At 41.5% G+C, this 26,062-nt stretch carries 31 protein-coding genes; 18 read left to right on the top strand and 13 right to left on the bottom strand.

Annotation, left to right across the window (positions count from 1 at the left end):
• A complete protein-coding gene (locus tag ACLI08_RS04470; RefSeq protein WP_411427256.1) occupies positions 1 to 807 on the bottom strand; it encodes a glycogen/starch synthase in 807 nt (268 codons plus the stop codon).
• A gap of 105 nt (positions 808 to 912) precedes the next feature.
• On the opposite strand from ACLI08_RS04470, the gene panC reads away from it, so the two are divergent.
• From panC to ACLI08_RS04400, 14 genes are all read left to right on the top strand, one after another.
• A complete protein-coding gene (gene panC / locus ACLI08_RS04465; RefSeq protein ID WP_411427255.1) occupies positions 913 to 1,758 on the top strand; it encodes a pantoate--beta-alanine ligase in 846 nt (281 codons plus the stop codon).
• A gap of 13 nt (positions 1,759 to 1,771) precedes the next feature.
• Entirely contained in the window at positions 1,772 to 2,122 is a 351-nt protein-coding gene (gene panD, locus ACLI08_RS04460) for an aspartate 1-decarboxylase (RefSeq protein ID WP_322625082.1), read from the top strand.
• 3 nt (positions 2,123 to 2,125) lie between these two features.
• Entirely contained in the window at positions 2,126 to 3,088 is a 963-nt protein-coding gene (locus ACLI08_RS04455) for a lysylphosphatidylglycerol synthase transmembrane domain-containing protein (RefSeq protein WP_411427254.1), read from the top strand.
• A gap of 42 nt (positions 3,089 to 3,130) precedes the next feature.
• Positions 3,131 to 4,273 carry an alpha/beta hydrolase gene (locus ACLI08_RS04450; protein WP_411427253.1) on the top strand — a complete coding sequence of 381 codons (1,143 nt, stop codon included), beginning with the start codon at positions 3,131 to 3,133 and terminating at the stop codon, positions 4,271 to 4,273.
• A gap of 554 nt (positions 4,274 to 4,827) precedes the next feature.
• Positions 4,828 to 5,439, top strand: a complete 612-nt coding sequence (locus ACLI08_RS04445; RefSeq protein ID WP_411427252.1) for a Crp/Fnr family transcriptional regulator — start codon at positions 4,828 to 4,830, stop codon at positions 5,437 to 5,439.
• A gap of 85 nt (positions 5,440 to 5,524) precedes the next feature.
• Positions 5,525 to 6,682 carry an MFS transporter gene (locus ACLI08_RS04440; protein ID WP_411427251.1) on the top strand — a complete coding sequence of 386 codons (1,158 nt, stop codon included), beginning with the start codon at positions 5,525 to 5,527 and terminating at the stop codon, positions 6,680 to 6,682.
• A 55-nt stretch (positions 6,683 to 6,737) separates the two neighbouring features.
• Entirely contained in the window at positions 6,738 to 6,875 is a 138-nt protein-coding gene (locus tag ACLI08_RS04435) for a LexA family protein (RefSeq protein WP_411427379.1), read from the top strand.
• A gap of 42 nt (positions 6,876 to 6,917) precedes the next feature.
• Positions 6,918 to 8,015, top strand: a complete 1,098-nt coding sequence (locus ACLI08_RS04430; RefSeq protein ID WP_411427250.1) for a DUF262 domain-containing protein — start codon at positions 6,918 to 6,920, stop codon at positions 8,013 to 8,015.
• Entirely contained in the window at positions 8,012 to 9,226 is a 1,215-nt protein-coding gene (locus tag ACLI08_RS04425) for a DUF3696 domain-containing protein (protein WP_411427249.1), read from the top strand. Before ACLI08_RS04430 ends, ACLI08_RS04425 begins: the two co-directional genes overlap by 4 nt.
• A 2-nt stretch (positions 9,227 to 9,228) precedes the next feature.
• Positions 9,229 to 10,131, top strand: a complete 903-nt coding sequence (locus tag ACLI08_RS04420) for a hypothetical protein (RefSeq protein WP_411427248.1) — start codon at positions 9,229 to 9,231, stop codon at positions 10,129 to 10,131.
• Positions 10,132 to 10,211: 80 nt separating this feature from the next.
• On the top strand, positions 10,212 to 11,516 hold the full coding sequence (locus ACLI08_RS04415) for a cytochrome ubiquinol oxidase subunit I (protein WP_411427247.1): 1,305 nt from the start codon (positions 10,212 to 10,214) through the stop codon (positions 11,514 to 11,516).
• Between the two features lie 117 nt (positions 11,517 to 11,633).
• Complete coding sequence (locus tag ACLI08_RS04410) at positions 11,634 to 12,659, top strand: cytochrome d ubiquinol oxidase subunit II (RefSeq protein WP_411427246.1); 1,026 nt, start codon at positions 11,634 to 11,636, stop codon at positions 12,657 to 12,659.
• A 131-nt stretch (positions 12,660 to 12,790) separates the two neighbouring features.
• The gene (locus ACLI08_RS04405; protein ID WP_411427245.1) at positions 12,791 to 13,033 is read left to right on the top strand and encodes a hypothetical protein; all 243 of its coding nucleotides are present in this window, start codon (positions 12,791 to 12,793) and stop codon (positions 13,031 to 13,033) included.
• A gap of 436 nt (positions 13,034 to 13,469) precedes the next feature.
• A complete protein-coding gene (locus ACLI08_RS04400) occupies positions 13,470 to 14,459 on the top strand; it encodes a TerC/Alx family metal homeostasis membrane protein (protein WP_411427244.1) in 990 nt (329 codons plus the stop codon).
• A gap of 86 nt (positions 14,460 to 14,545) precedes the next feature.
• On the opposite strand, the gene ACLI08_RS04395 is transcribed toward ACLI08_RS04400, so the two are convergent.
• Both ACLI08_RS04395 and ACLI08_RS04390 read right to left on the bottom strand, forming a co-directional pair.
• Positions 14,546 to 14,938 carry a DUF1508 domain-containing protein gene (locus tag ACLI08_RS04395; RefSeq protein WP_411427243.1) on the bottom strand — a complete coding sequence of 131 codons (393 nt, stop codon included), beginning with the start codon at positions 14,936 to 14,938 and terminating at the stop codon, positions 14,546 to 14,548.
• Between the two features lie 217 nt (positions 14,939 to 15,155).
• On the bottom strand, positions 15,156 to 15,596 hold the full coding sequence (locus ACLI08_RS04390; RefSeq protein ID WP_411427242.1) for a hypothetical protein: 441 nt from the start codon (positions 15,594 to 15,596) through the stop codon (positions 15,156 to 15,158).
• Positions 15,597 to 15,838: 242 nt separating this feature from the next.
• On the opposite strand from ACLI08_RS04390, the gene ACLI08_RS04385 reads away from it, so the two are divergent.
• The gene (locus tag ACLI08_RS04385) at positions 15,839 to 16,822 is read left to right on the top strand and encodes an aldo/keto reductase (protein ID WP_411427241.1); all 984 of its coding nucleotides are present in this window, start codon (positions 15,839 to 15,841) and stop codon (positions 16,820 to 16,822) included.
• A gap of 305 nt (positions 16,823 to 17,127) precedes the next feature.
• Here ACLI08_RS04385 and pheS read toward each other — a convergent pair whose 3' ends face one another.
• The gene (gene pheS / locus ACLI08_RS04380; RefSeq protein WP_411427240.1) at positions 17,128 to 18,147 is read right to left on the bottom strand and encodes a phenylalanine--tRNA ligase subunit alpha; all 1,020 of its coding nucleotides are present in this window, start codon (positions 18,145 to 18,147) and stop codon (positions 17,128 to 17,130) included.
• A 105-nt stretch (positions 18,148 to 18,252) separates the two neighbouring features.
• Complete coding sequence (locus ACLI08_RS04375) at positions 18,253 to 18,609, bottom strand: hypothetical protein (RefSeq protein WP_411427239.1); 357 nt, start codon at positions 18,607 to 18,609, stop codon at positions 18,253 to 18,255.
• A gap of 99 nt (positions 18,610 to 18,708) precedes the next feature.
• Here ACLI08_RS04375 and ACLI08_RS04370 point away from each other — a divergent pair, with 99 nt between their 5' ends.
• The gene (locus ACLI08_RS04370) at positions 18,709 to 19,176 is read left to right on the top strand and encodes a CvpA family protein (RefSeq protein ID WP_411427238.1); all 468 of its coding nucleotides are present in this window, start codon (positions 18,709 to 18,711) and stop codon (positions 19,174 to 19,176) included.
• A 20-nt stretch (positions 19,177 to 19,196) separates the two neighbouring features.
• On the opposite strand, the gene ACLI08_RS04365 is transcribed toward ACLI08_RS04370, so the two are convergent.
• Entirely contained in the window at positions 19,197 to 19,721 is a 525-nt protein-coding gene (locus ACLI08_RS04365; RefSeq protein ID WP_411427237.1) for a nuclear transport factor 2 family protein, read from the bottom strand.
• Positions 19,722 to 19,801: 80 nt separating this feature from the next.
• Here ACLI08_RS04365 and ACLI08_RS04360 point away from each other — a divergent pair, with 80 nt between their 5' ends.
• Both ACLI08_RS04360 and ACLI08_RS04355 read left to right on the top strand, forming a co-directional pair.
• Entirely contained in the window at positions 19,802 to 20,068 is a 267-nt protein-coding gene (locus ACLI08_RS04360; RefSeq protein WP_411427236.1) for a hypothetical protein, read from the top strand.
• Positions 20,069 to 20,109: 41 nt separating this feature from the next.
• On the top strand, positions 20,110 to 20,724 hold the full coding sequence (locus tag ACLI08_RS04355) for a DUF6705 family protein (protein WP_411427235.1): 615 nt from the start codon (positions 20,110 to 20,112) through the stop codon (positions 20,722 to 20,724).
• 89 nt (positions 20,725 to 20,813) lie between these two features.
• Here the strand turns inward: ACLI08_RS04355 and ACLI08_RS04350 are convergent, their stop codons facing one another.
• The 7 genes from ACLI08_RS04350 to ACLI08_RS04320 form a co-directional block, all read right to left on the bottom strand.
• Positions 20,814 to 22,166, bottom strand: a complete 1,353-nt coding sequence (locus ACLI08_RS04350) for an ammonium transporter (RefSeq protein ID WP_411427234.1) — start codon at positions 22,164 to 22,166, stop codon at positions 20,814 to 20,816.
• Positions 22,167 to 22,243: 77 nt separating this feature from the next.
• Positions 22,244 to 22,348, bottom strand: coding sequence for a DUF559 domain-containing protein (locus tag ACLI08_RS04345; protein ID WP_411427378.1), 105 nt, complete (start codon positions 22,346 to 22,348; stop codon positions 22,244 to 22,246).
• A 122-nt stretch (positions 22,349 to 22,470) separates the two neighbouring features.
• A complete protein-coding gene (locus ACLI08_RS04340) occupies positions 22,471 to 22,656 on the bottom strand; it encodes a hypothetical protein (RefSeq protein ID WP_411427233.1) in 186 nt (61 codons plus the stop codon).
• Positions 22,656 to 23,828 carry a type II restriction endonuclease gene (locus ACLI08_RS04335; protein WP_411427232.1) on the bottom strand — a complete coding sequence of 391 codons (1,173 nt, stop codon included), beginning with the start codon at positions 23,826 to 23,828 and terminating at the stop codon, positions 22,656 to 22,658. The genes ACLI08_RS04340 and ACLI08_RS04335 overlap by 1 nt, the downstream gene beginning before the upstream one ends.
• Complete coding sequence (dcm, locus tag ACLI08_RS04330; RefSeq protein WP_411427231.1) at positions 23,782 to 25,023, bottom strand: DNA (cytosine-5-)-methyltransferase; 1,242 nt, start codon at positions 25,021 to 25,023, stop codon at positions 23,782 to 23,784. The genes ACLI08_RS04335 and dcm overlap by 47 nt, the downstream gene beginning before the upstream one ends.
• The gene (locus ACLI08_RS04325; RefSeq protein ID WP_411427230.1) at positions 25,023 to 25,244 is read right to left on the bottom strand and encodes a helix-turn-helix domain-containing protein; all 222 of its coding nucleotides are present in this window, start codon (positions 25,242 to 25,244) and stop codon (positions 25,023 to 25,025) included. The genes dcm and ACLI08_RS04325 overlap by 1 nt, the downstream gene beginning before the upstream one ends.
• A gap of 197 nt (positions 25,245 to 25,441) precedes the next feature.
• Positions 25,442 to 25,930, bottom strand: a complete 489-nt coding sequence (locus ACLI08_RS04320; RefSeq protein ID WP_411427229.1) for a hypothetical protein — start codon at positions 25,928 to 25,930, stop codon at positions 25,442 to 25,444.
• Positions 25,931 to 26,062: the final 132 nt, after the last annotated feature.

The following is a 26,062-nucleotide window of genomic DNA, read 5'->3' as shown; positions in this document are numbered from 1 at the left end:
CTATAAAACCTCGTTTTTATAGAAATTAGTATACGCCGCAGCATAATTTTCTTTTTCCACATACGGAAGGAACGGTTTACCCGATGCCTCTACATACGCCTTAAGGCTGTCTGAAACGGCAGGCGACGCTATAATGCTGGCGTCAGAATGGTCTACCGCCACTTTCATAAGGTTTTCGTAAGTGCTTTGTGCCAGTGCTGCCACAGAGGCCTCAGGTACCTGGTCAAACAGTACTTTGCCCAGCATATCCTCATTAAGGTTACCTTCGTAGCCCGGGGCGTATACCGAAGTTACAATTTTAGTATCAGCAAACAGTGCTTCGTCTTTATAATAATGCTTCATGTACACCGGCAGCAGGCTGGCCAGCCATCCGTGTACGTGAATAATGTCGGGTACCCAGTTAAGCTTCTTCACCGTTTCTACCACGCCTTTTGCAAAGAAAATAGCGCGCTCGTCGTTATCCGGGTACAACGACCCATCTTCGTCTGTAAAGGTGCTTTTGCGTTTAAAGTACTCGTCGTTGTCTATAAAGTACACCTGTATGCGCTCTTTTGGTATGCTTGCTACCTTAATAATAAGGGGCATATCCATATCATTTACCACAAGGTTCATACCGCTAAGGCGGATAACCTCATGAAGCTGGTGCCTGCGCTCGTTAATATTACCATAGCGCGGCATAAAAATGCGTATCTGTCCGCCACGGTCGTTAATCATTTTCGGAACGTCAAAAGACATTAGCGAAACCTCATTTTCAGCCAAATACGGCACTACTTCAGATGATACGTACAATATCCTCTTATCCTCCATCTCAGTATTCAATTAGTTTTGGGTACAAAAAACCATGCAAAATTAAACATTTTTGCGCAGTTTATAACTATATATTAATTTTGCACCCACTTTAACAGCGTACAAATGCTCATTTTCAGCAAAAAAGCCGACCTGAAGGCGCACTTACAGCACCACATACAGGCCGGTACCACCATAGGCTTTGTGCCTACCATGGGTGCCCTGCACAGCGGGCACCTTAGCCTTATGCAACAATCGGTAGCCCAAAACGGCATTACCGTAGTGAGCATTTTTGTAAACCCCACCCAGTTTAACAACCCCGAAGACCTGGAAAAATATCCGCGAACCCTGGAGGCCGATGCCGAAAAAATACAGGGTCTAAATCGGGATATCATCATCTTTGCCCCTACCGTAGACGATATGTATGAGGGCCACACCATAAGCCAGCACTATAACTTTGACGGGCTGGAAAACCAAATGGAAGGCGCACACCGCCCCGGCCACTTTGATGGCGTGGGCACCGTGGTAAAAAAGCTGTTTGAAATAGTACAGCCTACACGTGCCTACTTTGGCGAAAAAGATTTTCAGCAACTGCAAATTGTAAAAAAGCTGGTAGAAAAAGAAAATATGCCCATACAAATTATAGGGTGCCCCATAAGCCGGGAAGAAAGCGGCCTTGCCATGAGCTCGCGCAATGAGCGCCTTTCGGCAGAAGAACGCCACGGTGCCGCCTTTATATACCAGGTGCTGCAAGAGGCGCGTACACGCTTTGCACAGGAAAGTATAGACAGTGTAAAAAGTTATGTGGCGCAGGAGTTTAAAGCGCATCCGGAGTTTGTACCAGAATACTTTGAGATAGCCGACGAAGACACCCTTATACCCGCTACCTTAAAAGAAAACAGAAAATACAGGGCTTTTATTGCAGTATTTTTAGGTAACGTTAGGTTAATAGACAATATTTCATTAAATTGATTACCTTTGCCCCATGCAAATTCAAGTTGTAAAGTCCAAGATCCACCGTGTAGTGGTGACGGGCGCCGATCTTAATTACATTGGAAGCATTACCATAGACGAGGCTCTTATGGAAGCCGCCAATATTATAGAAGGTGAAAAAGTTTCGATAGTGAACATCAACAACGGTGAGCGCCTTGAAACCTATGCTATTAAAGGAAACCGCAACAGCGGCGACATTACCCTTAACGGCCCGGCAGCACGAAAGGTGCAGCGCGGCGACATTATTATTATCATTTCTTACGGTATCCTTGATTTTGAGGAAGCAAAACAATTTAAACCCACTATTGTTTTCCCTAACGAAAAAGACAATTCGCTCACGTAGCGCATGAAGCAGAAAATAACTAAAATATTAAGTATAATACTCCCGCTGGCCGTGGGAGTTTTTTTAATTATATACACCCTTAACAAGTTTACAACACAGCAGCAGGCAGAGCTTATAAACAGCTTTAAAACTGCCAATTACTGGTGGATTTACGCCACGCTTTTTGCCATGTTTACCGGGTTTTGGGCACGTGCCTACCGCTGGAAGTATACCCTGCAGCACATGGGCTACACCGCCCCTTTTTATGTGCGCTTTACCGCCGTATGCGTTACCTACCTTATGAATATGCTTATACCACGCAGTGGCGAGGTAAGCCGCGGACTTGTTATAAGCCGCTACAGCAATGTGCCTTTTGACAAGGCACTGGGTACCATAATCAGCGAGCGCGTGGTAGACCTCATATTGCTTATTGTATGCCTTGGCGCTACCATAGCCCTTAAGCTGGATGAGCTTAAAGACTACATAGTACAAAACGTACCGTACCAAAAACTTATGGTATACGGCATAGCCGCAGTGGTACTGTTTGTATCGGCACTATTATATTATATATACAGCAAAGCCACGTGGATTGCTAAAATAAAACAAAAGGTATCAGGTATAACCGAAGGTGCGCTAAGCGTTTTTAAAATGCCAAACAAGTGGCCTTTTCTACTGCTGTCGCTGTACATTTGGTTTACGTACGTGCTGGTATTTTACATTTCTATCTTTGCCCTGCCCGAAACATCCGGACTTAGTTTTGGCACCGTACTGGTAGCTTTTGTGGTGGGTAGCCTTGCCATAACCTTTACAAATGGCGGTGTAGGCTTCTTTCCGGTAGCCATTGCTAATGTATTGGCTGCGTACAATGTACCCTTTACTGCAGGCACCGCTTTCGGCTGGATTGTATGGAGTGCTCAGGTTTTTCTTGTTATATTTTTAGGAACTTTCTCATTTTTAGGGCTTTCCCTGTTTTATAAAAGAAAATAATGATTATATTGCCCTGCTTTTTCCCCTAAAAACTGTAGAGCAATGAAATGGTTATGGTCGTTGTTGCTTACGCTTGCGGTACTTTCCCCGTCTGCAGCGCAGCAGCAAGTAAAACAAGAAGAGGTATTTAGCACCAAGCTAAATGCCCAGCGTACTATACGGGTATCCCTGCCCCCATACTACGCTACTGATAAAAAGAAAAAATATCCGCTACTGCTTTTGCTGGATGGCGAATACCTGCTGGAACCCTTTACCGGGGTACTTTCCTATGCGTATTATTGGGATGAACTGCCCGAGGTTATAGTAGTAGCCCTGGATAACGTAGACGCAGACCAGCGCCAGCAAGACACCGCCATAGACGAAACCACAGGCATGCCCGCACCCAGTGGCAACCAGTTTTTTCAGTTTATAGGCGGAGAGCTTATTCCGTATCTGGAAAAAAACTACCGCTTGCTGCCATTTCGTATTATTGCCGGTCACGACCTTACTGCACGTACGGCCAACTTTTTCCTGTACGAAGACAACCCTCCGTTTCGCGGTTATATAAACTTTAGCCCGGAGCTGGCACCGGGCATGGACGAAAAGCTTGCCACCGCCTTAGCGGCAGGAAAAAACAACCTGTTTTATTACCTGTGCAGTGCCGATGGCGACATACCAAGGCTTAAAAAAGACATTAAAGCACTGGACGAATCGTTAAAAGCGGTACAGAACCCTAAGCTGAAATACCACTACGAGGAGTATAAAAACGGTAGCCATTATTCTCTTGTGCCTTATGGGGTACCGGGTGCGCTGTACGACATTTTTGCTGCCTACAGGCCTATATCGCCGGTAGAATATCAGGAAAAAATAGCTACCCTGCCTAGCGGCTACACGGCTTACCTGGCTAATAAATACGCTATTATACAGCAGGAACTGGGTATAAACATGCCTATAAGGCTTACCGACATTAAAGCCATTGAAGCTGCCATAATGAAAAACAACGCCTATGAGGAATTGAAAGAACTCGCCAAAATGGTAAAGGAGAGTTACCCCAAAAAGATTATAGGCGAATACTATGAAGGCCTGTACTATGAAATGACAGGCGATTACCAAAAGGCAAAAAAGATATACCTCAAATCCTACTCACTGGAATCTATAGGGGAATACAATAAAGACTTTATGATAAAACGCGCCGAAAAGCTCTAACGGCACATTGTTATATCAACACAAAACCCTGCAAGGCACTATGACGTTGCAGGGTTTTGCATTTATTATTAAAAAGGCGTTTATATGTAGCTAATACCTCAGGCAGAAGCAATAAATAATCATTAGCGACTGCTATTTTTTTAAGTTAAAATTAAAATTTGTTTATGTTTTGGCAACAAATAATGCTATCTTAGTTTTCCGTTAAAAAAATCGCATCGCTATGAACAGAAAAATTACGCTTGTTTGGGGAATTGTCTTCTTTTTAGTGTACACGCTGGGCAATAAAACATAAATACCCGGCACGCGGTCGGCATTACATCCCACACTTTTTGCAGACCTTTAGCGTAAGCCCATATGTTAAAGTAAAAACCAGCAGACACACTCCATACCAAAACATTAAACCGCTAAAAACCAATATATTACGACTTAAAAACACAGTAAGTCGCATTGTTAACACGCGGCTAAAGTTTTCTTAAGATTGCCTTACGAAAGAATTTTCGTGCTAATTTGGGCACAGTTTCTGCCTGTTATTACAGCGTAAAACACCATTAGCCATGAAAACACTTTTTAAAAATTACTTACTTGAGAAAGCCCCTTTTACGTTAACCGAGATACAAACCCTGCTTAACGCCGCCACGCTTGTACACTATAACAAGGGTGAAATTATTTTTGCCCAAAACAGTTATTTTAACTACAATGCGTTTGTATGCAGCGGCCTTGTAGCCACCACGGCATTATACAACAGCCAAAACTACACCGTGGGGTTTGCGCCAGAGCAGCACTGGCTGGGCGACAGGCAGAGCCTGCTTACCGGTACACCCATGCACTACACTGCTACCGCACTGGAAGACACCACACTTTTACTGATGCCCGAAGATACCTTTGAGCAACTGCGCGTAACCATCCCGTTGTTTAACGACCTTATGTTTACCCTCATACAAACCAGCCTGCTACAGGCACAGCAGCGTATACAAAATAACGCCATACTAAGCGATGCCGAACGCTATGCCACCTTTTGCACCGAGAAACCGGGGCTTGCCGCCAGAGTGCCACTGCAACTGTTGGCATCATATCTTAAGATGAAACCCGAGACGCTTACGGCACTGCAGCAAACCACACTCGGCACACGCCCGTTAAACAGCGTACAGCAGCGCGCATCGGCATAGGGTGTGGGCTGATTTTAACATAAAATTAGAATGCCCGGTTTGATTTTTGTAATTTTCGGACGAGCCTTTTCCCGAACTTTACACCATGCAACACACTATTACTAAAACCCAGATTGGCGTTATGAGCGTAGCCGCAGGGGTATGCGTAGCCAATATTTACTATAACCAACCCATACTAAAAGACATAGCCCATAACTTTAACATACCCGAAAGCCGGGCCGGTATAATATCGGTACTGGCACAGGCGGGTTACGGGCTTGGACTGTTTTTCCTTACGCCGCTGGGCGATAAAACCGACCGCAAAAAACTTATCCTTTCCCTTATGGGCATACTGGTGCTGGTACTTGCCGGAACCACCTTTGTAACCAGCTTTGCGCTGCTGTGCATTTTTAGCCTGCTTACCGGGCTTATGAGTGTAGCCGCACAGGTAATACTGCCCATGGCTGCCGGTATGGATACCGTAAACCGAGGGCGCACGGTGGGTATTATTTTTACCGGAATACTGGTGGGCATACTATCGGCGCGGGTGTTTAGCGGACTTATAGCCGGGTGGCTGGGCTGGCGCTACGTATACGGGATTTCGGCTGTAATGGTTATTGCGTGTATGGGTATGGTGCAGTTTACCCTACCCAATGTTTCTGCGGGTTTTGAGGGTAGCTATGCCAAACTCCTCGGCTCGTCTGTAGAGCAGCTAAAGCGTTTCCCGCTACTAAGGCGTACCGCACTACTCGGCGCGCTTATGTTTGGGTTGTTTTGCTCGTTTTGGACTACACTTACCTTTCACCTCAGCGGCGCACCGTTTAATTACGGTCCCGAAGTTATAGGATTGTTTGGGTTCCTGGCCATAGCAGGAGCCCTGCTTGCCCCGGTATTTGGTAAACTTGCCGATAAGGGAAACCCTGCCAAGAGCCAACTCATTTCGGGCGTTACAGTACTGCTGAGCCTGGTGCTTATAGCGGTGTTTCCGCACTCGGTACCTGCGTTTGTAGTGGCGGTGCTACTGCTCGATGTAGGCGTACAGGCCACCCAGGTTACTAACGTGGCTACCATATACACGCTCGATGCTACAGCACACAGCCGCATTAACACCGCCTACATGACCAGCTATTTTATAGGTGGCGCACTGGGCAGCTTTACGGGGTTGCAGTGTTGGGACCTTGGCGGCTGGCCTCTGGTTACTTACCAACTGATTTTGTGGTGCGTACTGGCATTGGTGGTTGTGGGTGTTGGGTTTAGGAGGTAGGTTACAGTAGCAGTTTTCAGTTGTTTAGGGTGAGTTATAGTATATCTAGCACACCATAAAACGCCTGAAATTACAGGACAACTGCCTTTACCTTATGCCCGAAAACCCGGAGTTCCCTCCGCTACTGGTTACCGAAAACAATACGTTTAGTGTTTGGGGCGTGGTTACGTATGTGGTGAGGGAGTTAGGTTGATATTAGAAATAAAATAAATATATTTGAATATAATTTTAAGTCATGAGCGAGGATAAAGCAATTGAAACAGATTTTGATACTTTAGAAGAGGATAAAAATGATGGTGGTATATATCCATATGATCCCGCATATGAAAGTATAGATATTGGTGAAGTCCCCTTCTCTATATTCGAATATCTTAGACAGTTAGAAAAAGGAAAAATTAAGATTCAACCAGATTTTCAAAGAAATCAAGTTTGGAATATTGAGCAGAAAAGTAAGTTTATTGAATCAATAATACTTAATTTTCCACTGCCGCCAATTTATCTTAACGAGAATAAAGAATCAAATTATATTGTAATTGACGGATTGCAAAGATCTACCGCTCTTACGGAATATTATAGTAATAAGTTTGAATTGACTGGAATTGAAGCACTTCCTAAATATAATGGGTACTCTTTCGAAAAATTACCGGAAGTGCTTCAATCTAAGTTTGAAGACAAAAAACTAACTGTATTTGTATTGAAACCTTCCACACCTATGGTCGTAATATATGATTTATTTAATCGTATAAATACAGGTGGAACACAGCTCAACAGACAGGAAGTAAGAAACTGTATTTTTATAGGCAATTCTACTCAACTTTTAAAAAATTTAGCAAACCAAAATGTTTTTATCCAAGCAATTGATAATGGTGTTAAAGGGACTAGGATGAAAGATAGAGAAGTTATACTTCGTTATATAGCATTCCGTTGGTTCGATTACTCTGAAGAATATATTGGGGATATGAGTGCATATGTTGAAAATGCGATGAAAAAGATTAACCTGATGAGTGATGAGCAACTATTGGTAATCAAAGAAGATTTTTTGCGTGTAATGGTATGGTCATATAAAATCTGGCGTGAGAAAAGTTTCAGAATTCCTACAGCTCATACAAGAGGAACTATAAATATAGCAATATTTGAATCAGTATGTAATTATCTGTCAAAGAAAGAAGATGATTTCTTGACCAGAAATAAAGCGACAATAAAGAGAAATTATTTGTTTTTGATAAAAAATAATATCTATTTTGAAGCGGTGACGAAGTCTACAAGTAACAAGAATAAAGTTTTGGATCGTTTCAGAATTGCAGATGAAATGCTTAATCAGAATACTCAATGATAACAAAAATAAATCTTAAAAATTTCAAATGTTTCCACGAGTTGACAACATTTGATTTTTCAAAAATAAATCTCCTTACAGGAATCAATGGCCGAGGAAAGTCTTCACTACTACAGGCTATATTATTACTTTCGCAGTCTAGTGAAATACGTTCTACAGGTGCTATAAAGTTAAAATTGAACGGTACACATATCGATTTAGGAAGTTTTAACGATGTGAAAAATAGTGAAACTGTACGTGGCGAGAACGTAGAAGTTGGAATTGAGTTTCATTTTGGATTGATTGCAAACTTAATTTTGGGAGAAGATGAAAATGATGAGTTATCAGCAGTTTTGATAAATAAAAAAGTATTTTTTGAAAATGAAGACTATTCACATTATTCTTTATTTTTGAAAAACTTACAGCATAAGTTAGATGAAGAAGTAAAACTTAGTAAGTTTGAACATACTATTAATTCTGGAGTGGAAATGGAATTATCTACTTTTATGTTCCAAATTCTACTATCTAAAGTTCACTATGTTAGTGCAGATAGGCTGGGGCCTGTTAAGTTTGTTGAAAAGGTTATTTTGCCTGAATTTCTCAATGTAGGGCCTAAAGGGGAATATGTAATTAATGTCTTGGCAAAAAATAATTTAGATTTAGTAAATGATAAACTTTACAGAGGTAACGACTCAAAGTCAGTAATACAGCAAACACAAGAATGGTTAGGTTATATTCTGCAAGGAGCGACTATTGACATTAGAGGACGTGAAACGGAAAGTATTGTACTCTCAATGTTGATAAATAATAAAAATAATTCTTATAAATATAAGCCTAGCAACGTTGGCTATGGATACAGCTATGTATTACCTTTAATTGTAGCTGGATTAATAGCTAAAGAAGGAGAAATCCTTATTGTTGAGAATCCAGAAGCGCATTTACACCCAAGAGCGCAAGCACGAATTGCAGAGTTTTTTGCAATAGTTGCATCTTGTGGAGTACAAGTTTTCATTGAATCTCACAGTGAGCATATTTTAAATGGTTTGCGTGTTAGTGTATTGCGTCCTGAAATTGGTGTCAACAATGATGATTTGATAATACACTATTTTAATGAAGATTTTGGATCGGAAAAGTTATCCATCGATGAAAAAGGCAAAATAAAAGATTGGCCTTCTGGTTTTTTTGATCAACAAGAGATAGATTTAGGAAGTATATTCAGATTATCGAGATAATTATGATTGCAGAATTTTATCTATTGGCGGAATCATTTATATATGATGGCTTTTCTTCAGTGTCAGAAATCGAAGAAAAGATTGAAGCACTCGGTAGTGATTATAGCAGTATAAAAGAGCATGGAAAGTCTAATAAAATTTTTGTTCATTCAGAGATCTATGAAATTCAATTCATAAATGGATTTACTATTACGCAACTATTGTTCGAGCCAAGCTCAACAGGACTTAATAGGGATGCGCGAAATATGCTACAGAAAATCATTATAGAATCTCAAGAAACATTAATTTTAAGCGAAGAGGTCAAAGAAGTTTTATTGTTAGAGCATTCGGAAGATGTGTGTCATGGATTAATAGCTTTTAATATTATACCCAACCTTTTACCGGAATATCAAATAGTATATAACACTTCTACATGGCTAGACTTTAGGAGATATTATTTAGGGTTGTATCCTAAGAATCCTGAATTTTTTATTTCTGAATGTGAAAAATATTTCCCTGAACTTTTTTTTCATAAAAGAAATGTTCAAACCATAGCTTCAATATTTAATGACTGTCCTAGAAAAATATTGTATCATCTGTCAGCCCTTAATGATAAGTTTAAAGATGTTAAAGATCGAGGGAACCGAACACAGGTTTTAACAAGCTTTAGTGCTTATGCTCAGTTAGACGAGACCGCTTCTTTAGAAGGCAATGCAGCCAGAAAACCCTCACTAACATTTGAATTCACCAACTCAAAATCTGAATCTATTAAAGTTTGCTGTGAGCCTCATCTCAAGTTATGCTATAATGATAATCATCCTGGTGATTCTTCTTATTCTACTAATCGAAGAATTTATTTCCATGAAGGAATGAAAGAAGTTGCAGATGGAAAGATATTGATAGGGCATATTGGAGAGCATCTTTAATTCAAACATTCCCTCAAAAAAACCACCTCCCCTATTCATTTGTGCCGTACCTTTACAGGAGTCTATAAATCCCTACACCCATGGACAACTTAGATGCCGCACGAATGCAAATGGCATTCACCCTCATTTTTCACATTGTATTTGCCTGTATCGGTATGGTAATGCCATTTTTTATGGTGCTTAGCCATGCCAAATGGCTCCGTACCCGCCGCCCCGAATACCTCACCCTTACTAAGGCGTGGCAAAAGGGCGTGGCCATATTTTTTGTAACCGGTGCCGTATCGGGTACCGCGCTGTCGTTTGAGTTGGGCCTGCTTTGGCCGGGCTTTATGAAGTACGCCGGGCCTATTATAGGCATGCCGTTTTCGCTGGAAGGTGCCGCCTTTTTTATAGAGGCCGTAGCCCTGGGCTTTTACCTTTACGGCTGGAATAAAATCTCCGAACGCTTCCATCTTACTACGGGAATCATAGTGGGTATTTCGGGCATTACATCGGGTATACTGGTAGTATCGGCAAACGCCTGGATGAACAGCCCCGCCGGATTTGATTATGTAAACGGGCAGTTTACTAACATAGACCCTGTAAAGGCTTTTATGAACGATGCGTGGTTCAGCCAGGCGCTCCACATGACGCTTGCCGCCTTTGCCGCCACATCGTTTGCCGTAGCCGGTATACACGCATGGCAGATTTACAAAGGCCGAAACACGCTGGTACACAAAACGGCGTTTAACATAGCCATAGTGTTTGGTGCCATAGCAGCACTGCTGCAACCCCTTAGTGGCGACCTTTCCGCTAAGGACATAGCCCACCGGCAACCGGCAAAACTGGCCGCCCTTGAGGCGCACTACGAAACCGAAAAAGGGGCTCCGCTGTACATAGGCGGTATTGTAGACGAGAAGAACAAAACGGTTTCCCATAAAATAGCAATCCCAAAAATGCTGTCGTTTCTTTCCTTTGGCGATTTTAACGCTGAGGTTAAAGGCTTAAATGATTTCCCCGAACAAGACCGGCCGCCGGTAGCCATTACGCACTACGCGTTTCAGGTTATGGTAAGCCTGGGCGGGCTTTTGGCACTGGCTGCGGTGATTTACCTCATAAGTCTTAAAAAGAAATCATGGCAGGGCAGCAACCGCTACTGGCTGTTTTTCAGCCTTATGGCTCCCGTAGGCTTCCTGGCACTGGAAGCGGGGTGGATTGTAACCGAAGTAGGCCGCCAGCCGTGGATTATTCATAACGTAATGCGGACTAAAGATGCCGTAACGCCTATGCCGGGTATGGTATACAGTTTTTATATGTACATAGTGCTGTACAGCGTGCTTACCGTAGCGGTGGGTTGGCTTATGGCGCGCCAGATTAAAGTGCTTAACAGCGTGAATCACAACTAGGGCTTACCCAAACCTACAAGGTTTTTAAAACCTTGCAGGTTAACCAAACTGAATTTCGTATTGTATCTCCTGCAAGGTCTCGCAGACCTTGTAGGTATTAATAATAAAATAGTTAATATGCTTTACGTAGTATTATTATTTGTAGTCCTTTCGTTTTTCCTTTACGTGCTGCTGGGCGGTGCTGATTTTGGCGCAGGTACATTGGAGCTGTTTAGCGGGCCCGAGCATAAAAAGAGCATTAAGAAAACGGTGTACAGCGTTATGGGGCCGGTATGGGAGGCTAACCACATTTGGATCATCATTCTTATTGTGGTGCTGTGGATAGGTTTTCCTGAGTTTTATAACGTGGTTATTGTATATATGCACATTCCGCTTACGCTGATATTACTAGGCATTACACTGCGCGGTGTGGCGTTTGTTTTCCGGAATTACGATGCTATTAAAGACCACACGCAAGACCTGTACGACCGTATGTTTGAATTCAGTTGCCTGGTTACACCCATTTTCCTGGGCATGACGTTTGGCGCACTGTTAAACGGCGATATACAAACGCTGGAACAAGCTCCTAATGCATCGTTTGTACAACTTTACATAGAGCCCTGGCTGCAGCCGTTTCCGCTGTTTACGGGTTTCTTTTTTAGCGCGTTGTGCGTGTTCCTGGCGGCTACGTTCCTTATAGGCGAAGCACAGGATTACGAAAAACGTATGTACATGCGCAAGGCAGCGGTAGCTATTATTGCCGTGGTGGTCATAGGCTTTGCTACCATACTGGTTGGATTTATTCAGGGTAACGATTTTACGCGTGAGTTTATAACCAATCCGCTGGCACTGGGAGCCGTGGCATTATCAGGTATTTTGCTGTACCCTTTATGGAGGGTTATACACATCGGGCGCGTTATCTGGAGCAGGTTCCTTGCCGGGCTTCAGGTGTTGCTGATACTGTTTGCCGCCATAGGTACGCACTTCCCTAACCTCATCATTACCAAAAAAGGCCCTATAAGTTTGCTAGACCACGCGGCTCCGGACCGTGTTATGGACGTGCTTGGTATAAGCCTTATTATAGGCGGGCTACTGATTATCCCGGGGCTTATCCACCTGCTGAAATCCTTCAGGATGATAAAGGTTTTGGAGGAGAGGGATTAACAAATTTTCAGTCACAGTCGCAGTTTTCAGCTTCTTACTCATTCCCGATGGCGCGGATTGCCCAAACTGACGAAGTAAATCCGCGCTATAACATTATGCACTAATAGAAAAAGTGTCGCCAACCAAAGTCCATGAAAAAACGCCACTATTACATTCTGCTGTTTACAAGCCTGGCAGTTATCCCCATTAGTTTTTACGGATTACTAAACAATGCCGTGAGTAAAAAATATGAGCTAAATGATCCTTCGGATTGTATATCTCTGGCAACCGGACAAGACCTGTGCTTATGGGAAAACATATTGCTAGGTAGTATTGGCGGGGCTATACTACTCATGCTGTTGTGTATCTATAAATTGGCTTTACAAAAAAGATAATTAGGTTTTTACAATTACTGCAAGCGATATTACCAGATATAGGACGGTAGAATATTGCCTTTTCGGTCAGTAAGCACCAAAAAAGCAAGACGGTTCTAAATCCAAAAACTACCTTACACAATTATTTTAATCTTCTAAATAAAACTTTTTTAAGCCAAAAATGTACTAAGTTATGCGAAAGCAATTTACCCGATTTTTATTTCTAAAAACTGGCAGATCGTTAACAATAAATTCCTCTCAAAATGTATATTTTGCGGCACAAAGCAAATACAGGTTTAACTATATGGATTTTTATTACGAATTTAGCCCTTGTATTAAAAAACTGACTGTGTAAAAAGTAACGGGTTAAACGCTACTTTAGCACGACTTTAATAGAGTTATACCCCCCTGACAATTAAACAAAAGAGAACTAAAACAATAATTAAGATAAACAGAAATGGACAGTTTAATTAACCACCCCGGTATTATAGCACTGTTTTCGGTAGTAGTACTGATTATGCTGCTGCTGGATTTAGGCATATTTAACAAAAACAGCCATGTTGTATCAAACAAAGAGGCACTTATATGGTCTGTGGTATGGATAAGCCTTTCTATGGGCTTTAGCGGTGTAATTTATTACTTTATGGGCGTAGAGAAGTTTTCGCAGTTTCAAAGCGCCTATTGGATAGAAAAAGCCCTTTCTGTAGATAACCTTTTTGTGTTTATTATGGTATTCGGATTTTTTAACGTACCCAAAGAAAACCATCACAGGGTACTGTTCTGGGGTATTATAGGTGCGCTGTTACTGCGTGCGGTATTTATATTTAGCGGCGTAGAACTTATTAAGCTTACCTACCTGCCGGTAATGACCATTTTTGGCAGGGAAATGGAAATTAACGTGGTGCTTACACTGTTTGGTTTTTTCCTGGTTTATGCCGGTATAAAGTCGGCCTTTACAGAGGACGATGACGACGAGGAGAAAGACTTTAGCACCAGCCCGGGCGCCCGTGTAATACACCGCTTTTTTAAAGTGAGTAAAAACTATGACAAAGACCATTTTTTTACCATAGAAAACGGTATTAAAATGGCTACCCCCATGCTGGTGGTTGTAGGTGTTATAGAGTTTACAGACCTGCTTTTTGCGGTAGATTCTATCCCGGCAATATTTGCCATAGCGCCAGATGATCCTTTTATACTGTACACATCTAATATTTTTGCCATACTGGGGCTTAGGTCGCTGTACTTTTTACTGGCCAACTTTATCCACCTGTTTAGCAAGCTGAAATACGGCCTTGCCATTATACTTGCCTTTATAGGTGTAAAGATGGTTATTTCGCCTGTATACCACATAGACTCTATGCACTCGCTTATGGTAGTGGGTGGTGTACTGGTACTCTCTGTACTGGCATCGGTAATTTTTCCTGAAAAGAAAAAAGAGCAAGCATAAACACGATCTATTTTACTATAGCAAAAGCCGGGAAGCATAACTTTCCGGCTTTTTATTTTTGGTTACAACAAAATACCGTAATCCAGTTATAGTTCTGTTTCTAACACTGCATCTTCATCTACTTCATCTTCCAGAGGAGGGAATACAAAGTCGTTTTCAGAAAAATCTATGATTTCGCCTTTAGGCAGGTATTTCAGCACATCGTCCATGGCCTTTTTCATGCTGAATTCGGTATTAAAATTGCGGCTGGTGGCCAGCACAAAACCTCCGCTGGAAATACGGAAAAACAACTTGCCAGACGCACGCCTGTTTCGGGTATAGGTAAGGTTAGCTATATTTTGGCGCATAGCCTCTATCATTTGTTCGCAATCGCTTTTGCGTTTAAGGCTTATGCTGGTAAATATGGTTTTTTTCCTGCGGGTGTCAAAGCTAAATTTATACTGCCCGTTGTCTCTTTTGGTAATTACAAAAACTCCCATGCCGATATAAGATTTTTTTAATTCCGTTATTGCTATGCCCTGCTGTTAAGGGGGCGCAAATCTAACACAAAATAGGCAAAAACAGGAGGCGGTGTATACTTGCAAAATCGAAAAATTAAACGTTACTTATAAACAACAAAAAAAGGCAGCCTACCACAGGCTGCCTTTAATATTTACAATTGGCACTATCTCACAAGTTAAACAATGTGAAAAATTATTATACGGTTTCTTCTCTTATAAATTCACCGTTTGCTTTATAGTACGCGGCTACGTCTTTACCGTTTTTAGTAAGTACGAGCTTGTACTCGCTACCGTCTATAGCGGCTAATGCCTGCCTCAGTGCGTAGCCTTCATATTTTACCACCGCTTTTTTTAGTACGGCGGGTGCTATTTGGTTTTGGGTAACTTTAGTAAACTCTTTACCGCTGGCATCTGTAACTACGCCCGGTTGTGCCGGTGTAGCAGTAGTTTGTGGTGTGGTGGTTGCCGCTGTGCTACCTGTTGTAGCTGCCGGGCTAGCCGTAGTAGGCTGCTGGGTAACGGCAGGCTGACTTGTAGCAGCGGGAGTTGTAACTTGTACTTTAGTACTATCTGTCTGTGCTATGGCGGTACCGGCAAATGCCAGTGTAAGTGCTGCGCCTAAAAATAAGTTTTTCATTGCTTTAATCTTTTTTGGTTTTACGAAATTCATTTACGCTTATAGTATAATACAAAACCGTACCTTTTATTTTAAAATACTGAATAACAACGCATTAATAAAATACAGAAGTAAACATAAAGTGTTGACTTCCACACAATTATGTGGAATTTTTCTACAATTTACCCTTACGCACCAAAATTTATTGCCCTAGAAATAAGTGTAGTTTGTACCTTTATGCACGTAACTAAAACACACGTTTTATGAACTACAGGGAGTTTAAAGGAGAAAAAATAGCCGAAATAGGCCTGGGCACCTGGCAGCTGGGCAGTGCCGACTGGGGTGTGGTAAATGACGATAAAGCACTGGAAATCCTGGACACCTATGCTAATGCCGGCGGAAACTTTATAGACACGGCAGATGTATACGGCATGGGCGCAAGCGAGCGCGTTATAGGCAAATTTTTAAAAGAGACCGACAAAAAAATGTATGTTGCCTCCAAGCTGGGACGCCGTGGTGATGCGCCAAACGGCTGGCCACAAAACTTTACCTACGATGCCATGCGCCGCCACGTGGAAGACTCCCTTACTCACCTGGGTACAGATCAGCTATTTTTAGAGCAGTTGCACTGCATACCCACAGAGGAACTTAAAAAAGGTGATGTGTTTAATCATCTTCGAAGATTACAGGAAGAAGGGCTTATAAAGCATTTTGGCGTAAGTGTGGAAACCGCCGAGGAGGCTCTTATATGCCTGGAACATGCCGATGTGGCTTCGCTTCAAACTATTTTTAACCTGTTTAGGCAACACCTGCCCGAAGCATTTTTTAATAAAGCCCACCAACAGGGAACAGCACTAATAGCACGCGTACCCCTGGCAAGCGGATTGCTTAGCGGCAAGTTTACAACAGAAACGGTTTTTGCAGAAAAAGACCACCGCAACTATAACGCAAACGGCGACGCGTTTAATGTAGGCGAAACATTTAGCGGAATAGCTTTTGACAAAGGAGTGGCTTTCGCCGAAAAAATAAAAGCGCTGCTACCCGAAGGCAATTTAGCACAACAAAGCATTAAATGGATTTTGCAGCACCCTGCCATAACTACGGTAATTCCGGGAGCAAGCAAGCCGTCTCAGGTTGTAAGCAATATGGCTGCGGCTACATTGCCTGATTTTGATAACGCGGTAATGAATGATTTGGCAAACTTATATAACAACGAGATAAAACCGGAAATACGCGGAGTGTACTAATATTAGCGTAGTAAAAAGATAAAAGGAATACTAAGTGTGATTGAAAATTACGGTATTACAAAAAATTATAACCAAAATTTGCATTTTTGTTATAAAATTACATTTTAATTTATATCTTTACTTTGGCATTGCGTTAAAGCAATTGTGCGTTGTAAGATATTTAACTCAAGATATTCAGCTTTGCTGTAACAACAATGGTTTGTAAAAACCGTTATTTTTCTCTCATTACTGATTCAAAAAGATGGAAGAAGCCCCCGCAATGCGGGGGCTTCAACTTTATTATACGGATAAAAATAATCTGTTGATTATATACTTGATTTAAACTGTTCCAGGAAACGCACATCGTTTTCATAGAACATACGGATATCGCTTATCTGGTACAGCAGCATAGCCATACGCTCTATACCCATACCAAAGGCAAAGCCATTGTACTGCGTAGGGTCTATACCACAGTTTTTAAGAACGTTAGGATCTACCATACCGCAGCCCATAATTTCCAGCCAACCGGTACCTTTAGTAATACGGTAATCGGTTTCTGTTTTAAGCCCCCAATAAATGTCTACCTCGGCACTTGGCTCCGTAAATGGGAAATAGCTTGGGCGCAGGCGTATTTTGCTTTTACCAAACATTTCTTTGGTAAAGTACAGCAGTGTTTGCTTAAGATCGGCAAACGATACATCCTTATCTATATACAGCCCTTCTATCTGGTGGAAAATACAGTGCGAACGCGACGAAATGGCCTCATTACGAAACACCCTTCCCGGACTTATGGTACGGATAGGCGGCTTGTTTTCTTCCATATAACGCACCTGTACAGATGAGGTGTGCGTACGCAGCAGCACATCTGGGTTTGTCTGTATAAAGAATGTATCCTGCATATCGCGTGCCGGGTGGTACTCCGGCAGGTTAAGCGCAGTAAAGTTGTGCCAGTCGTCTTCAATTTCCGGCCCTTCGCTTACGTTAAAGCCTATACTGCTAAAAATATCTATAACCTGGTTTTTTACAATAGATATAGGGTGGCGGCTGCCTATGGCAAATGGTTCGCCCGGGCGCGTTAGGTCGCCATACAGGCCTTTAGCTACCTCTTTACTTTCAAAAGCTTCTTGCAAATGGGCCACTTTAGCCTCAGCAGTATTTTTAAGCTGGTTAATAACCTGCCCAAATTCTTTCTTAAGTTCGTTAGGAACATTTTTAAACTCGGCAAAAAAATCGTTCAGCACGCCTTTTTTACCCAGTATCTTTATACGGAATGCTTCCAGTTCTTCCCTTGTAGCAGCGTTAAACGCCTCGGCTTCGGCAATGTAGCCTTTAATCTTATCTATCATCTTTAACAAACAAAAGTGTGCAAATTTAGGCATTTTATTATTGGTATGCCACTACGCCCTAAGAGTTTTAGCAGTATTATAACCCTTGCTGCCTTATTTAAAATATTACTTAATAAGCCCTTTTTCTAAAAAGTACTCTACAATAGCGGTTTTCATTAGTACGCTTTGCTCGCCTGCCTTAAGTACGGGCAGCAGTTCTTTTACTTTGTAGTGCGGCCAACCGTCAGCATCAAAAAAATCGAACTCATAGTAGCCGTATGGTTCTAACAGCCTGCAAATGGCTATGTGCATAAGGTTTACTTTTTCGTCTTTTTTAAACTTTTTGTGGAATTGCCCCAGTTCCTGCACGCCTATAAGGTAGATTATAGCATCAAGATCCAGTGTATCGCCATCGGCAAAACGTGTGCTAAGTATATTTACAAGCTGTTCCCAGCGTTCTTTCAGTTGTTCATCTCTCGACATAATTCTTCGTCTGTAAGTTACATTAAACCGGCAAAGATAAACCATTTACACCGCAATAACTACTTGCTAAAAATCAGTGTGTAATGTACCTTTGCCTCCATGAAATTTATAGACATAATACTGGCAGCCCTATTAGCATGGGGTATATTTAAAGGCGTACGCAAAGGCCTTTTCTCAGAACTGGCATCGTTAGTAGCCCTTGTTGTGGGATTGTTTATAGCTATAAAATTCTCCGGGCTGTTTGCCGGCAGTAAACCCGGCACAGGCGGTATTACGGTGTTTTTCATCACTTTTATAGCCGCGGTAATAGGCGTTTACCTGTTAGCCAAAGTATTTACAAAACTTGCCGAAGCCGGTGGCGTGGGCATGGTAAACCGCATTTTGGGCGGGCTTTTTGGCGGAATAAAAGTATGCCTTATTGTAAGCGTATTGCTAAACTTTTTACTGAAAATAAACAGCACCCATATTTTTGCCAGCGAAGAAACCCTGCAAAAATCTATTTTCTTTTACCCGATACTCAGCGTAAGCAATTACATATTCCCGGTGCTTAAAACCTGGTTTACGTAGTACGGTGTTAACAAAGCCGGTTATTGTTTTTTCATTTTCTCTATAAGCGTATCTTCATACTTCGCTTTTAGCGGAAGTACCTCTTTGGTGGCATCGTTCGGCACGGTCATGCTCAATACGTAGTGTTTTATTTTCCAGGTTTTACCCTCTTTTTCAAGCACTCCGCTGCCACGGCAGGCTTTCATCCAGGTATCCAGCAGCTCATCAAACCAGGCGGTTTTACCATCTTTGCTAAAATACACATGGCGTTCCAGGGGCTTAAAGTCCCACGCCTTAACCTTCTCGAAATATGGTTTACTAAACGCTTCAAACGCTTTTTTGTCCCAGTTCTCTGTAGCGTCAGTGCCTATATAGTGCCCATCGGCGGCTATTTTATCAAAATATCCGTTGTAGTCGGCTTTGGCAGCAGCCACGTGCCAGTCGTTTAGCAAGGTGTTTATTTCGGCAGTATCGGCTTTGGTATCAATCGGCTTTACAGGCGCTATGTAGGTGTATACACTAAACCCAAGGGAAGCCACCAGCAGGTAGGGAGTAAGTTTCTTCATACCGTAAATATAAAGATTCCTGTTTTATGATTATATTTAGCTGACCAAATAAAAGCCAACAAGCCACAGAAAGCATCATCATGAAAATTACTGTTTTAGACTATTCCATTCTTAATAAATCCACACCTGATGAGCGGATTATTTTCGATGTAAAAATTACAGAGGGTGATGGCAATTTATTACACACTGAATTTACAGATGAAAGTGGAACGCTAACATTCCTGATTGAATCAGTAGGAAAGTACAGTGCCAAGGTTAAAAATGTATATCCCGTAACCGTAGCCATAGCAGATTTTAGTGCACCGCCAAACTACAAAGGGAAAGTGTTTAAATTATTAGAAAAATGAGTGTACGCCCAGATTAACCATGCAATCGCACTACAATAATCATGAGAAAAATAATATTATGTACCTTACTTTTGATAGGCTCAACGCTATCAGCTTCTGCTCAACAAATAGAACCTTTGTATGACAACCCGGATTACGCAGTACCCAATACCTATTACAAAGACCTATATAACGATTTAGATCCCTTTGTAGGCACCTGGATGTATACCAATGGAAATACATCGCTTACTATAACCCTACAGAAAAAAATACGTGCATCTCGTAGAAATTTTTTTGAAGACATGCTGATAGGAGGCTATAAATACGTGGTAAACGGTACCACTGTGGTAAATACGTTGCCGCTACTAAATAATAATTACACAAACCCTATTTATTATTCCTTGCACGGATCCTGTATCTTAGGGCAAAACAGTTTAGGATGTATTGGTTGCGGCCCAGAAACACGCCGCCTGTACCTATCATTCGACGAGCCAAACAGAGATATTTTAATGATGGGACCAAGGATGATCTTTGAGCGTGTAGACGAAGGCGGTGTACAAAAAGTAAAGGTGGTATTTAAAACTACCATGACAGGCTCTCGCGAAGACCCTAACCATGAGCCCGAGTTTTCTGATTACAGTGTGCCTTTCGGTACGTATGTGCTTACCAGGCAATAGCAGCGTAATAGAAAAAACAAAAAATCCGCCCTGCATAGCGCAAGGCGGATTTTTGCATTATATATAACCTATTTTACATACTTTACTTATTACAAGCCAATGCTTTCATCGTGTTGTGAGAGGTCGAGCCCCATTTCTTCGGCTTCCTCCGAAACCCGTAATGGGATAAACACATTGGTCAATTTATACAGGCCTATAGCTCCAAAAAACGAGAAAATGGCTACCATAACCAGTGCCGTCATGTGGTGGCCAAATACCTCCCAACCACCGTGCAGCAAGCTGGCGTTTTCGCCCTCGGCAAATATTGCGGTAAGTATCATACCCATAATACCCCCTACCCCGTGGCAGGCAAATACGTCGAGTGAATCGTCAAAGCTTTTCAGTTTTTTCCAGTACATCATAAGGTTACTTACAATGGCCGATATAAACCCGAAGAAAATACTCTCGGGCACCGTTACATAGCCGGCACCCGGGGTTATGGCCACAAGCCCCACCACAGCACCTATACAGGCACCCATAGCCGAAACCTTGCGCCCGTTTATACGATCGAAGAAAATCCAGGTCATCATACACGCGGCAGAGGCAGCCGTAGTGGTAGCAAACGCCTTAGCCGCCACACCGTTTGCCGCCAGCGAGCTACCGGCATTAAACCCAAACCAGCCAAACCACAGCAGGCCTGTACCCAGCAGCACAAACGGAATGTTTGTCGGCTGGTGGTTGGCATCCTTGCGCTTGCCTAGAAACAAGGCTCCGGCAAGGGCGGCAAAACCGGCACTCATGTGTACTACGGTGCCACCGGCAAAATCTTTAACGCCAAAGTACGCGCCCAGTAGTCCGTCCGGGTACCACACCGCGTGGCACAGTGGTGTATATATTATTATAGAGAACAGGCAAATAAACAACAGGTACGATATAAACCGAACCCTCTCGGCAAAGGAACCGGTTATAAGCGCCGGGGTTATTATGGCAAACTTCATCTGGAACATTGCAAACAGCACAAAGGGTATGGTGCTGGCTATTTTGGCATGTGGGGCAAGCTCCACGTTGTCAAAAAAAGCATACTGGTTTATGTTGCCTATGAGTCCGTAATCGTGGCCACCTAGGGTAATGGTAACGGCAGAGTCGCCAAAGGCAAGGCTAAAGCCCACTACTACCCACAGTATAGAAATTACGCCAAGGCAAATAAAGCTTTGCAGCATGGTAGAAATTATATTTTTTTTGCCCACCATACCGCCGTAAAAAAACGACAACCCCGGTGTCATAAGCAGCACCAGGCTAGATGAGGCCAGTATCCAGGCGGTATCGGCACCATTTATGGCGCTTTCGGGTAAAAAATCAGTGGGGGTAGCGCATTTTATGTGATCCCAAAACAAACCTGTTATGGCTATTAATGCGGTTAGGCCAAAGGCCACATACCATCTTTTTTCGTGCTTTTTCTCCATGACACCCTTTTATTTTATGGGGTCAAAAATATAAAATTAAGTTTATTGATGCAATATACCCTGTTTTTTGAAAGGGTTTAAATTCTGTTTTCAATAACAGACTTAACTTTACTCACACATTCCGATAAATTTTTCTTTACGTCATTACTCCAAAATCGTAATACAGTCCAGCCCTGAGAAATGAGGTATTCGTTTACTTCCTTATCACGTTCTATATTACGGGAGATTTTCTTTTCCCAAAACTCAGCATTTGTTGCGGGTTTCTTTTTGGTTTCAAAATCCTTCCCGTGAAAAAACTCGCTGTCTACAATATGGCTATTTTATACTTTTTAAAGGTAAAATCAGGTTTACCAAATACAGTCTTGTTGTTCTTACGATAACGTAAGCCCTCCTGCCACAATGCTTTCCCGAGAGATATTTCACTTTTAGTAGCGGTACTTTTAATAGCAGCCATGTTCTTGCTACGCTGTTCAGGATTGTGGACGTCCATTATAATTGTTTGCTCTTTGTAAATTCAATAAATGAATCTAACGTCATAATTTTATCTCTAAAAACCTCAGGAAAGCTCTTTAAGTATGGTTTGGGCACAACGAGACAAACGTTATGGTCATACATCTCTTTAAGCTGATTAGAGGAAATACCTTGTTGAAGTGTGAATAAATGCTTAGTTTTAATCCTATCAGCTTCATTTAAAATCTGACGCCACCTATCCTTACAAGTCGTTTTTGACGCTAGCATAATCAATTTATCATCACTGAAGTGTAAGTTATGATAAGCATCTGCTTCTGGAAATAGAAAATCTGGTTTCTTATTACCTTCTGTGACAGCCTGAGAAGAATACTTTAATTGATGAATATTAAACATTTCGGACAAATGATGCTCTAAAGACTTACCCGCCCTACTTTTTCTTCTATTCAAAATTGTGTTAGCTATATCAATTAGCTCCTGTACAGTTTGGAAAGGATTTTTAATACGTTCAGTATACCGGTTATTCTCTATGAATTTAAACAACTGAAATTCGGTGTCTATCCAATTCAGTAATTCTACATCCGGGTTGGCTTTTATAATTTTTTCTGTTAATCCATAAGACCCGATATAACAATTCCTAGCGGTTAAAGCAAGTTCAACAGTAGGAGGAAAATCTATTTTTAAAGCTCTAAGGAATAAATCGAAACAACGCAATAGTTTATTTTCAGCATTTTCTTGAAACTGTTTTGGAATAATTCCATTTACATCGGTGGAAGAGATATTTATTGCAGCAAGAAAATCATCAATATCTTCATCACTGCTTAAAATAAATCCTTCGTAATTCTCCTCATCTTTTTTCGTAAGAACTAATAAGTCTCCAATATTTTCATCTGTCAAAAAAGGAAATCCTTTTCCAAATCTTGTCAAACGATACTCGTTACGCGTACCTTGTCCATAATATATAAATCGACTTTGGGTTTCAAATGTGTCTTGCCACCTTATAGTAATGAACTTATCTTTATTACTTCCTTTCTCACCAGGAGTATTGAAGAAAAGTGACCAAGAATTTTTATGTACGTGAAAACCCGCTTGATGTGCACCTGTAGCACCAGTATCATTGGCTGTTATATATTTACTAAAAGATACTTCAGACTGCTGTACTGATTTTATCGCTTTGTTTAATATTTCTTCCATTGGCTGCTTGTAATTGTTGGATTAGTTTTTCTCCCACAGCCTGCATCAATGGAGAAACAACAGAATTTCCAAATTGCTTGTAAGCCTGATTATCAGAAACTGGTATTACAAAGCTATCTGGAAAACCCTGAAGTCTTGCACACTCTCTTGGCGTAAGCCTACGTGGGTTTTTATTTTTTTGCGGAATTAATATCTCAGCGCCATCTTTGTAATAGCGCGCACTTATAGTTCTTGAAACACCGTTTAGGTCTGTCAGCCCAAAACCAAAACCATTACCTTTAGCTTTGTGCTTTTTAGCATACTCCTGTAGATAATTCCAAAGCTTATCAGATAAAGTATATTTATCATCAACTTTTGACTCAAGAATATCCTGTATTCGATGAACAACCTCTTTTCTCTCCGGAAACTCAAACTGTTCTTCACCCTTAAAGTATTCATTATCGAAACCGACAATAATTATCCTTTCCCTATGTTGAGGAACATAATACTTACCATCAAGAACTTTAAAATAAATATTATAGTTGAGTTCTTTAAGTGTATTTTGGATTACTTTAAATGTATTGCCTTTATCATGTGAAACTAGATTTTTAACATTTTCAAGCATAAAAGTTTTAGGTCGCTTATGCTTTAAAATACGAGCTATGTCAAAAAATAAAGTTCCTTGGGTTTCATCGAGAAATCCATGCGCTCTACCAAGTGCATTTTTTTTTGAAACACCTGCAATCGAAAATGGCTGGCAAGGAAAGCCTGCAAGCAATACATCATGATCCGGGATTTCCTCCTCACTTATTTTAGTAATATCACCAAATGGAACTTCTCCAAAATTAGCTTCGTATGTTTTTCTCGAGTATGTATCCCATTCACTGGTAAAAACACATTCACCACCTAAATTTTGATATGCTAGTCTTATACCTCCTATTCCAGCGAATAGATCTATAAACTTGAAATTTGGCGCTTTAACGGGAGGAAATGGAATATCCCATTTTATAGGAAGGTAATATTGAAAATCAGGCTCTTCAACTAAATTCAACTTCTCATGAAGATAACTAAGGTGCTCTTCAGCCTCGGGCCTGTAAATTTCACTTACATCTTCAGATTGATTTTGTAAATAGTGAGTTAGATTAGCCAGCCCATTGTCAGTATTCCGGTTAACATCTATCTTTAACTTCTCTCGTATCTTAGAATACTTTATCATTACTTCCTAAATCTTTTATCATTAAAAAAAGTTGCAAAATCGGCATCAAGAGCATGGATAATTTTTTCCATTATCACAATTGAAACATTACGCTTCCCCTTCTCAATATCTGATATATAGTTGCGGTCAATGTTTGACACATTGGCAAGATGTTCTATTGAAAACCCCTTAATATCACGGAGTTCCTTAACCTTTATCCCAAATTGTTCTCTGATGTCCATAAACTTTTAAAGTTATTTCGGTGCGGACAATTGACCCGCCTACAATTGTCCGCACGACTGTTTTAGTTTTCAACAATATTCTGTAAGATTTACCTGTATTCCATATTGGAATATTTCACAAAAAGGCACAAAAAAACCGGCTCATCACTGAGCCGGTTTTTATCTTAAAAATAGAACAGAAGTTGTGTTGCACGAGTTTAGTGCCTTCCGTGTCCGTGTCCGCGACCATGGCCATGACCACCGCCGTGTCCGTGTCCGCGTTCTTTTACCACTACTGTATTATGCACATGGTTTACCACCACCGGGCGCGGGCCGTAGGTAGCCTGTGGGCCGGGGTGGTATCCGCGCGGATACTTGTTGTGGTGCGTTTTGTAATATACATAAGGCGTACCGCCGCGGTAGTCGTTTAGTACCACTTTGTAGCCGTTATAAAAATCGTAGTTTCGGTAGCGCACAGGCACCACTGTGGTACGCACCCAGGCACCGTTTCGGGCATAAATGTATTCACTTGTGCTTACGTCATAGTACATGCTAATGTCGGGCAGGTAGTAGTAGCGTACTTCGGTATATCCGGCAGGGCCCCATGCAGGCGGGTTTCCTATGTTTACATTAACGGAAAGTTGGGCATTTGCGTGGCCTGCCGCCATCAGCAGCATAGTAACCACAAAAAGTCGAATCGTTTTCATAATGGTCAAAAAATTTAAGTACGTTAGCCGGGTAAACCCCCAACGTTGATTTGACAGTAACCAAATTACGTGCCTAAGGGCCAAAGTTGTATGTTTTTGCAATCGGTTTAGCGTAACTTTAGCACTTTTATA

Origin of the sequence: Flavobacterium sp. RNTU_13 (genome assembly GCF_046614455.1) — a bacterium.
Taxonomy (GTDB): Bacteria; Bacteroidota; Bacteroidia; order Flavobacteriales; family Flavobacteriaceae; genus Flavobacterium.
This window is presented reverse-complemented; position numbering and strand designations above follow the sequence as displayed.

Excerpts from the sequence above, each read along its gene's own strand:
- ACLI08_RS04470 (WP_411427256.1), bottom strand. The coding sequence starts at position 807 with ATGGAGGATAAGAGGATATTGTACGTATCATCTGAAGTAGTGCCGTAT.
- panC (WP_411427255.1), top strand. The coding sequence starts at position 913 with ATGCTCATTTTCAGCAAAAAAGCCGACCTGAAGGCGCACTTACAGCAC.
- panD (WP_322625082.1), top strand. The coding sequence starts at position 1,772 with ATGCAAATTCAAGTTGTAAAGTCCAAGATCCACCGTGTAGTGGTGACG.
- ACLI08_RS04455 (WP_411427254.1), top strand. The coding sequence starts at position 2,126 with ATGAAGCAGAAAATAACTAAAATATTAAGTATAATACTCCCGCTGGCC.
- ACLI08_RS04450 (WP_411427253.1), top strand. The coding sequence starts at position 3,131 with ATGAAATGGTTATGGTCGTTGTTGCTTACGCTTGCGGTACTTTCCCCG.
- ACLI08_RS04445 (WP_411427252.1), top strand. The coding sequence starts at position 4,828 with ATGAAAACACTTTTTAAAAATTACTTACTTGAGAAAGCCCCTTTTACG.
- ACLI08_RS04440 (WP_411427251.1), top strand. The coding sequence starts at position 5,525 with ATGCAACACACTATTACTAAAACCCAGATTGGCGTTATGAGCGTAGCC.
- ACLI08_RS04430 (WP_411427250.1), top strand. The coding sequence starts at position 6,918 with ATGAGCGAGGATAAAGCAATTGAAACAGATTTTGATACTTTAGAAGAG.
- ACLI08_RS04425 (WP_411427249.1), top strand. The coding sequence starts at position 8,012 with ATGATAACAAAAATAAATCTTAAAAATTTCAAATGTTTCCACGAGTTG.
- ACLI08_RS04420 (WP_411427248.1), top strand. The coding sequence starts at position 9,229 with ATGATTGCAGAATTTTATCTATTGGCGGAATCATTTATATATGATGGC.
- ACLI08_RS04415 (WP_411427247.1), top strand. The coding sequence starts at position 10,212 with ATGGACAACTTAGATGCCGCACGAATGCAAATGGCATTCACCCTCATT.
- ACLI08_RS04410 (WP_411427246.1), top strand. The coding sequence starts at position 11,634 with ATGCTTTACGTAGTATTATTATTTGTAGTCCTTTCGTTTTTCCTTTAC.
- ACLI08_RS04405 (WP_411427245.1), top strand. The coding sequence starts at position 12,791 with ATGAAAAAACGCCACTATTACATTCTGCTGTTTACAAGCCTGGCAGTT.
- ACLI08_RS04400 (WP_411427244.1), top strand. The coding sequence starts at position 13,470 with ATGGACAGTTTAATTAACCACCCCGGTATTATAGCACTGTTTTCGGTA.
- ACLI08_RS04395 (WP_411427243.1), bottom strand. The coding sequence starts at position 14,938 with ATGGGAGTTTTTGTAATTACCAAAAGAGACAACGGGCAGTATAAATTT.
- ACLI08_RS04390 (WP_411427242.1), bottom strand. The coding sequence starts at position 15,596 with ATGAAAAACTTATTTTTAGGCGCAGCACTTACACTGGCATTTGCCGGT.
- ACLI08_RS04385 (WP_411427241.1), top strand. The coding sequence starts at position 15,839 with ATGAACTACAGGGAGTTTAAAGGAGAAAAAATAGCCGAAATAGGCCTG.
- pheS (WP_411427240.1), bottom strand. The coding sequence starts at position 18,147 with ATGATAGATAAGATTAAAGGCTACATTGCCGAAGCCGAGGCGTTTAAC.
- ACLI08_RS04375 (WP_411427239.1), bottom strand. The coding sequence starts at position 18,609 with ATGTCGAGAGATGAACAACTGAAAGAACGCTGGGAACAGCTTGTAAAT.
- ACLI08_RS04370 (WP_411427238.1), top strand. The coding sequence starts at position 18,709 with ATGAAATTTATAGACATAATACTGGCAGCCCTATTAGCATGGGGTATA.
- ACLI08_RS04365 (WP_411427237.1), bottom strand. The coding sequence starts at position 19,721 with ATGAAGAAACTTACTCCCTACCTGCTGGTGGCTTCCCTTGGGTTTAGT.
- ACLI08_RS04360 (WP_411427236.1), top strand. The coding sequence starts at position 19,802 with ATGAAAATTACTGTTTTAGACTATTCCATTCTTAATAAATCCACACCT.
- ACLI08_RS04355 (WP_411427235.1), top strand. The coding sequence starts at position 20,110 with ATGAGAAAAATAATATTATGTACCTTACTTTTGATAGGCTCAACGCTA.
- ACLI08_RS04350 (WP_411427234.1), bottom strand. The coding sequence starts at position 22,166 with ATGGAGAAAAAGCACGAAAAAAGATGGTATGTGGCCTTTGGCCTAACC.
- ACLI08_RS04340 (WP_411427233.1), bottom strand. The coding sequence starts at position 22,656 with ATGGACGTCCACAATCCTGAACAGCGTAGCAAGAACATGGCTGCTATT.
- ACLI08_RS04335 (WP_411427232.1), bottom strand. The coding sequence starts at position 23,828 with ATGGAAGAAATATTAAACAAAGCGATAAAATCAGTACAGCAGTCTGAA.
- dcm (WP_411427231.1), bottom strand. The coding sequence starts at position 25,023 with ATGATAAAGTATTCTAAGATACGAGAGAAGTTAAAGATAGATGTTAAC.
- ACLI08_RS04325 (WP_411427230.1), bottom strand. The coding sequence starts at position 25,244 with ATGGACATCAGAGAACAATTTGGGATAAAGGTTAAGGAACTCCGTGAT.
- ACLI08_RS04320 (WP_411427229.1), bottom strand. The coding sequence starts at position 25,930 with ATGAAAACGATTCGACTTTTTGTGGTTACTATGCTGCTGATGGCGGCA.